Here is a 7,575-nt window from a genome sequence, read left to right as displayed (position 1 = left end):
AACCATTGCCCTGATGAAAGCCACGCCGGTGTTTGTGGATATCCAGGCAGACACCTATAACATTGACCCAAGCAAAATCGAAGCAGCCATTACTACAAAAACCAAAGTTATCATGCCTGTTTCACTTTATGGGCAACCGCCTGACCTGGATGAAATCAAGGCTATCGCCGATAAACATAAGTTCAAAGTCATCATTGATGGCGCACAAAGTTTTGGCGCAACCTATAGAGGGAAAACCGACAGTGCATTGGGTGATATTAGTTGCACCAGTTTTTTCCCAGCCAAACCCTTAGGATGCTATGGAGATGGGGGCGCAGTGTTTACCAATGATGACGAGTTGGCTGAAAAAATCCGTATGATGCGTGTCCACGGACAAGGGCAGCGTTATCACCATAAATACATTGGCATGGGCGGACGTTTGGATACCCTGCAAGCCGCCGTATTGCTGGCAAAATTGCCGCATTACAAAAAAGAAATTGAAATGCGGCAGTGGGTGGCACAATCCTACAATAACAAGCTGACAAATAGATCGGAAATTACCCTGCCACAAATAAAAACTGATCGTACCAGTGTTTGGGCGCAATATACCCTTAACACCCAGTACAGGGATGCCTTACAAGAAAGGCTTCAAAAAGCGGGAATCCCAACTGCCATCCATTATCCAAAACCGCTGCACTTGCAGGAATGTTTTGGATATTTGGACTATAAAGCGGGCGCTTTTCCAATTGCCGAAAAAGCAGCTAGTGAAGTCATAAGCCTGCCGATGAACCCTTTTATGACGGAAAGTGAGTTGGACTTTATTGCTGGGGAATTATGTGTGCAAAATAACGATGCTGCAACAATAGGGAACCTCTAAAAATTCCCTTTCCCTCTGGGAGAAGGAGATTTTTGAATTTTTAGGAGGTTCTCAAATGAAAGCACACAAACAATATATTTCTCAAATCCTTTGGTTACAAAGAAAATTAGTGCATCAATCGACCTACATAAACATCAACCCATGGAAAGCAATGGCGCTCTCGCAATGACTACGCATTCAACGACGATCAACCCCCACGCTGCCCAGCCCACATCCCTTTTGGCATTAAGTAGAAGCCTATGGCGCAACCGCCAACTTATCCTGCAAATGATTAAGCGTGAGGTGGTAGGCCGCTACAAAGGTTCTGCTATGGGCTTGGCTTGGTCATTTTTCAATCCTGTGTTCATGCTGGCGGTGTACACCTTTGTTTTCTCAGAGGTTTTCCAATCACGCTGGGGCAACATTGGTGATGCTGATAGCAAAACGCAATTCGCTGTGGTGCTGTTTGTTGGCATGATTGTGCTTGGGCTGTTTTGCGAAGTAATCAATCGCGCCCCTGGATTGATTCTCTCTAATGTCAATTACGTAAAGAAAGTTATATTCCCGATTGAAATTTTGCCAGTGGTCGCCATGGGAGCAGCGTTATTCCATAGTTTTATAAGCCTTAGTGTACTCTTATCTGCTTTTGCAATCTTCAATGGCTTCCTACATTGGACAGCGGTTTTCATCCCGTTGGTATTGCTGCCATTAGTCATTCTCACCCTTGGCCTTGCCTGGATACTCGCATCCCTGGGCGTGTTTTTGCGTGATGTAGGGCAAACCATTGGCATCATTACCACCGTATTGATGTTCTTATCCCCTGTTTTTTACCCAGTGACCGCCGTGCCAGAAAAATTCCGTCCGTTCATCATGGCTAACCCGCTCACCTTCATCATCGAACAAGCGCGTGAAGTGCTGATCTGGGGACATTTGCCGAATTGGATAGGCCTAGGCATTTACACCCTTGCCGCCACTGTAATCGCTTGCTTAGGCTACGCCTGGTTCCAAAAAACCAGAAAAGGATTTGCCGATGTCCTCTAAGCCTATCTCTCAGAATATGACAAGCATCACCATGTGTATCAGTAAGCTATTATAAAAATAAATGCTATCATGCCACCTAATCAAAAAGGCAGTAGAAGGGGCCATGCGTTTAACCTATGAAGAACAGATAGCTATCAGCGATACCATCCACCAGGTCGATGTTGATGCAATGATTTACCTTTTTGGGTCACGCGTGGACGACACTGCCAAAGGTGGCGATATTGACCTATTGGTGCTCTCCAAAAGGATCAATTTGATGACTAAGCTGGAAATCCTAGCGCAACTACACCAGAGGCTAGGTGTACGCAAGATCGACATTGCCGTATATCCCGATGCCACCCACCCATTCCCAAGAATGGTCATGCAGACCGCAGTGCCGTTATGACACGAGAAAAAATTGATCTGCTTCAAGAAGAACTGGTTGGCCTACAACTCGCAGCCGGTTACCTTGGGTATTCCATGGAGAGATGCCTCAATTTAACTGGGCAGGAAGAAATGCAGCCAGAACAACTGGAACGGCTTGAATCACTAACCAGCCGTTTTGCTAGGTTGGCTGACCTACTAATCCAACGCATCTTCCGTTTGATCGATGAGATCGAGTTGACGGGTGGTGGCACAATACTTGACCGTATCTACCGCGCGGAAAAGCGCGATTGGGCAGATGCCTCCGAAATGATCAAGATTCGCGAGTTGAGAAACCTGATTGCCCATGAATATAGCAATGAAAAAATGTCAGAGATATATACCGCCGTCGCTATTCTATCTCCTGCACTGTTGGCAGTCGTTCCAAAGGTTATCGCCTATGCCGACAACATACCCCGATAATACCCAGCATGACTACCGATATCGCCATCCACGTTACTAATCTTAGCAAGTGCTACGAGATCCACGACACTCCGACTGACTGGCTAAAGCAATCCCCTGCCCAGCCTGCAAAAACTGGCCGTGACGAAGCTCAGCCAATGTTTTCGATAGAATGACAATCGGCAAATTACGAATAACTGTGTAATTACCATGACCCGACAAGAACTTATCGATCAATCCGAAGCCTATATTCGCAACCTGCTCAAAGAGCGTATCCCAGCGCAGGCTCGGGTGTATCTATATGGCTCGCGAGCCCGTCATGATAACCGCTGGAACTCGGACTACGACTTATGGATCGATGCCGATATTCCTCGTAAAGTCATTGCCGAAATCTCCGAACAGCTTGACGAATCTTTTGCGCCGTTCAAAGTGGATATTGTCACAACCCCACAACTCAAGGGAAGTTTTGCCGAGTGCGTAAGAAAGGAAGCGACACCATGGATATGAGAATAAAAGCCTTTCAGGAAGCGACAACAGGATTTGCCTACCTCGCACGTCTGGATTTGGTGGAACTCGGTAAAAAACTGGAGGACGAACGGCTTGTGGATGGCATACTAAATGGACGCGCACAAAAGTTTGAATATGCCACCGAATTGTGCTGGAAGGCAATTAAGGTCTTCCTCAAGGAAAAAGAGGGTTTGGATGAGGCATCCCCCAAAAAGATTATTAAAGCATACTACCTTGGAGGTTATACAACAGAAGACGATTACTTGCTGCTACTTGATGCCGTGGAGGATAGAAACCGTCTTAGCCACATTTACGATGCTGAAACTTTTAATGATATCCTTGCACGGCTTCCCGGCTATGCCCCACTTTTCGAGCGGGTTTGCGGACAACTCAGCAAAGACACGGAATAAGACACATGACTGAAATCGCCATCCGCGTTCAAAACCTTAGCAAGTGCTACCAAATCTACGACGTTCCAGGCGATCGGCTTAAGCAGTTTGTCGCCCCTCGCCTACAGAGGTTAGCCGGGCAATCACCCAAGCAATACTTCCGTGAATTTTGGGCGCTCAAAGATGTTTCCTTTGAAATAAAAAAAGGCGAAACAGTCGGCATCATTGGGCGAAATGGCAGCGGTAAATCTACGTTGCTACAAATGGTCTGTGGAACACTTAACCCAACTAGTGGCAGAATTCAAACCGATGGCCGTATAGCGGCCTTGTTGGAGTTGGGTTCCGGTTTTAACCTAGAATTTACCGGACGTGAAAACGTCTATATGAATGCTGCTGTGTGGGGCTTAAGTAACGAAGAAATCGAGGCAAGTTTTAACGATATCGTTGCCTTCGCTGACATCGGCGACTTCGTTGATCAACCCGTAAAAACATATTCTAGCGGGATGTTTGTGCGTTTGGCATTTGCTGTTGCAGTGCATGTGCATCCAGATATTTTAGTCGTGGATGAAGCATTAAGTGTCGGTGACATTGCTTTCCAGAACAAATGCATGGAAAAAATAAAAGCTATAAAAGAAACGGGGACAAGTATTTTATTTGTGTCTCACGACCTGAGTACGGTTCAAATTATTTGTGATCGTGTTATTTGGATGAAAGGTGGAAGCCAAAAGATGGTAGGTTACCCCGTCGATGTATGCCAAGAGTACTACGTAGACAGTATTGACCATAAAGGTCATGCAAACCCAATTGAGGATGCCGTTATAGTGCAGCAGACAACTGGTCTGGCACAGTTTTCTTCAATTAAGTTGTCAAACAGCGATGGTACACAAAGCAAAATTTTCGATGTGGGTGGCGATATTAGGTTTGAGTTCATGCTGGAAGCTGAGGCTGCCCTTGAAGAAAGTGTAATTGCCGTCAGTGTTTACCGTACAGACGGGGATTGGCTGCTCGGACAGTCCAGTCGCGAGAAAAACGTGTTTTGGCCGCCTATTGCTGCTGGCGAAAAACTGACTGGGCAGTTGCATCTTTCACCTAATTGCTTGGCTCCTGGTGATTACAAGGTTGCATTTGCGGCCTATTCCACAGACCATAAAATCTGTTATGCCTTAACAGATTTGGTGCTGCCTTTTTCGGTGCGTACAAATTACCAAACATGGGGAAAGTTCATCCATCCCTGTGTATGGATCAATTAGTGATCGAGAATACCATGAGTACGATCAAAGAAACATTGCGTGGGTTGAGACGCCAATCAATTTTAGGGGCGGCACTTGACCACCCCCATTATATTGTTCTCAGCTTAATTGGAACCTGGCTGCAAGATGTAGCACTAAATGAAGCGCAGGGTGTCATGCTAGATTATGGTTGTGGTGGACAACCTTATAAAAGTTTCTTTATGCCGAAGCTCTCGCGCTATATAGGCGCTGATGTGGCTGCCGCGGAAGGTGTTTCTCTGGACATCGAGATAGAGCCCTGCCAGGCATTGCCCCTCGATGCTGCGAGCATTGACACTTTATTGTCCACCCAGGCTTTGGAGCACCTGGATGATGTTGAGTTTTATCTCGGTGAATGTGCCAGGCTCGTGCGCCCTGGCGGAGTCTTGATACTGACAGCACCAATGCAGTGGCGGCATCATGAAGTGCCTTATGATTACTGGCGGTTTACCAAATTTGGCTTGATTAGCCTCTTGGAACGCCATGACTTTTCGATTAAGTCCATATCGCCCTGTGGCGGCGTGTATGCCCTGATTGGTCAGATTTTTTTGAGTCATTTGCACGAACGGGGGGTGCAGAAAAAATGGCTTAACAAAATTATTAATCGGTTGGCTTTGTATTTGGATAATCGTTGGATCGATAAAGACGATACGCTGAACTGGCAGGTCATTGCAATCCGCAAAATAAATGAAGCATGAAAAGCATCATGAGAGAAAGAAATTTGGAAAATCATACATGTCCGGTTTGCGAAAAAACCGATGGTGTTTTTTCTTTGTGTGAAATAAATGGTTTTTCTCTTTATCAATGCAGAAGCTGTGGCGCAGACCATGTGTTTCCGATGCCTGATAAAAATACACCTAAAAATTACTATGATCGTAAAGATTGGTTCGAAGGTGGAGAAGCGGGAGGGTATCGCAACTATTACGAGCAGACGACTTGGTCGCTAGATGTTCTTAAGCCTATTTTAGACCAGTTTGGTGGACAGCAAAACCTGTCAATCCTGGATATAGACTGTGGTTATGGAACGCATTTGGCCCTAGCTGCCGAACAAGGGTGGAAATGTTTTGGTGTGGAAGTGTCCAACCATGCACGCCAGATAGCACAGCAGCGATTGGCTGGTAGTGCCTACATAGTTGAATCGGTTGAAGACATAATTCCACATGAATTCGATCTGGTGTTGATGCTGGACGTAATCGAGCATTTGCCATCTCCTTATCCTTTGCTGTATAGCCTGTTTTCGAAGGGGGCTATCACACAAAAAACCCAACTGGTGATTACTACGCCAAATGCAGGCTCGGATGAGGCACGCACAAATCTCGCTGAGTGGAGTTATCGTCACCCGCCCTCGCATTTAGTGTATTACTCGGAGTTGTCTCTGCGTTTTCTTTTGGAGAAATTACATTTTTGTGACGTGCTAGTACAAGGGATGTACCCACTTGAACCCAGCCATACGAAGATTGCATCGCTAGGTAATTTTGGTGGATTGCTGGTAACAACGAAGGGCAGTGACTTTACCGAATTCATGCGGGAACGTTATGTACCAGGAACATGGTCAAAGATCGCTGAATACGAGCATATGCCCAGGTACGAGTTGGCCCGGACACTGGTGGTAGGGAAACATGTTCTAGATTTTGGTTGCGGAACAGGGTATGGCTCGGCCATGCTGGCTGAGGTGGCTGAAGGCGTTACTGGTTTAGACATTGACGAAAAGGCAATCGATTGGGCTACCGAGACACATCACAACCTACGACTTCGCTTCCATCGTTGTAGCGATTTAGGTGCCATGTTGCCAGCTGGCTCGTTTGATGTCGTTACTTGCTTTGAAATGATTGAGCATGTCGATTATGAAATGCAACAAGCCGTTATTGTGAGTATTGCGCGAATGCTGCGACAGGATGGCACGTTGATTATTTCTTCTCCGAATCCAGAGGTCACTAAGCTTTATGGAGCCAATCCCTATCACCTGAGGGAAATGATGTTGCAGGAGTTTCAAGATCTGCTCAAAGTACATTTTCCATATGTGAAAATTATGGAACAGCGAGTTCGTAACAGCGTCACTTTTGATGCAAAGACTAAAAATAATTTGTTGCTTGCAGAATTAAAAAGGCAAAACGAATCAGATGATGAATTAGTTCCATTGGCCTATGTTGGGATATGTTCCAAGCAACCAGTGGAGGATATTTCTTCACTGGTCTATTTTGATGATAAGGCTGATCCGATTAAAGATTTCTTGGTGCGAGAAAAAAAGCTTAATCTTGCCCATTTTGATGCTTATCGCTTAGCAGAGCGGTCAAATAGTGATGTAGTAAATGAAGACCATGAAATCGCTCGATTAAATAGTGAGGTTGAGGACAAAAACTTTGATATCGCTCGATTAAATAGTGAGGTGGAGGACAAAAACTTTGATATCGCTCGATTAAATAGTGAGGTGAAGGATAAACACTGTGCAATAGCTCAATTAAAAGGCACAATTTTGGCGAAAGATGAAGCTTTAAGTGCAAAATGCGGGAAATTTCTGGAATTGTCGCAATCAAGATGGTACCGATTGGGAAACACATTGAAAATGCGCCCGATGACGCTGCATAATTTTTCTCGAATAGTATGTTTAAGTGCTGGGCTGATTATCCCGAAAGCATTCCGGGCAAAGGTTGCACCAATAATATCAAAGCTCCGTCAGCAGCGTCTAAAAGCTCGGCAAGTTTCACTTGATAAAATAGTCGAAAACAGTGCT

At 45.5% G+C, this 7,575-nt stretch carries 9 protein-coding genes; all 9 read left to right on the top strand.

All coding sequences use genetic code 11. The features are described from left to right. A partial coding sequence (locus tag ACLQ6D_RS08945) for a DegT/DnrJ/EryC1/StrS family aminotransferase (protein ID WP_411726939.1) occupies positions 1-856 on the top strand: 856 nt, incomplete at its 5' end. 165 nt (positions 857-1,021) lie between these two features. Then, on the top strand, positions 1,022-1,876 hold the full coding sequence (locus tag ACLQ6D_RS08940) for an ABC transporter permease (protein ID WP_411726938.1): 855 nt from the start codon (positions 1,022-1,024) through the stop codon (positions 1,874-1,876). A 103-nt stretch (positions 1,877-1,979) separates the two neighbouring features. Beyond that, positions 1,980-2,261 (top strand): nucleotidyltransferase domain-containing protein, encoded by a 282-nt coding sequence (locus ACLQ6D_RS08935; RefSeq protein ID WP_411726937.1) that lies wholly within the window; start codon positions 1,980-1,982, stop codon positions 2,259-2,261. Continuing rightward, entirely contained in the window at positions 2,258-2,701 is a 444-nt protein-coding gene (locus ACLQ6D_RS08930) for a HepT-like ribonuclease domain-containing protein (RefSeq protein WP_411726936.1), read from the top strand. Before ACLQ6D_RS08935 ends, ACLQ6D_RS08930 begins: the two co-directional genes overlap by 4 nt. 189 nt (positions 2,702-2,890) lie before the next feature. After that, positions 2,891-3,187 (top strand): nucleotidyltransferase family protein, encoded by a 297-nt coding sequence (locus tag ACLQ6D_RS08925; RefSeq protein ID WP_411726935.1) that lies wholly within the window; start codon positions 2,891-2,893, stop codon positions 3,185-3,187. Next, on the top strand, positions 3,178-3,597 hold the full coding sequence (locus ACLQ6D_RS08920; RefSeq protein WP_411726934.1) for a nucleotidyltransferase substrate binding protein: 420 nt from the start codon (positions 3,178-3,180) through the stop codon (positions 3,595-3,597). Before ACLQ6D_RS08925 ends, ACLQ6D_RS08920 begins: the two co-directional genes overlap by 10 nt. 5 nt (positions 3,598-3,602) lie before the next feature. Next, on the top strand, positions 3,603-4,826 hold the full coding sequence (locus tag ACLQ6D_RS08915; RefSeq protein WP_411726933.1) for an ABC transporter ATP-binding protein: 1,224 nt from the start codon (positions 3,603-3,605) through the stop codon (positions 4,824-4,826). 14 nt (positions 4,827-4,840) lie between these two features. Further along, on the top strand, positions 4,841-5,542 hold the full coding sequence (locus ACLQ6D_RS08910) for a class I SAM-dependent methyltransferase (protein ID WP_411726932.1): 702 nt from the start codon (positions 4,841-4,843) through the stop codon (positions 5,540-5,542). Further along, positions 5,539-7,575: class I SAM-dependent methyltransferase (locus ACLQ6D_RS08905; RefSeq protein WP_411726931.1), on the top strand; the 2,037-nt coding region annotated here is incomplete at its 3' end. The genes ACLQ6D_RS08910 and ACLQ6D_RS08905, both read left to right, overlap by 4 nt.

Origin of the sequence: Methyloglobulus sp., from assembly GCF_046714055.1 — a bacterium.
In the GTDB taxonomy this organism is placed as follows: domain Bacteria; phylum Pseudomonadota; class Gammaproteobacteria; order Methylococcales; family Methylomonadaceae; genus Methyloglobulus.
The sequence above is the reverse complement of the archived record's forward strand: the minus strand, read 5'-3'. Positions and strand labels throughout refer to the sequence as shown.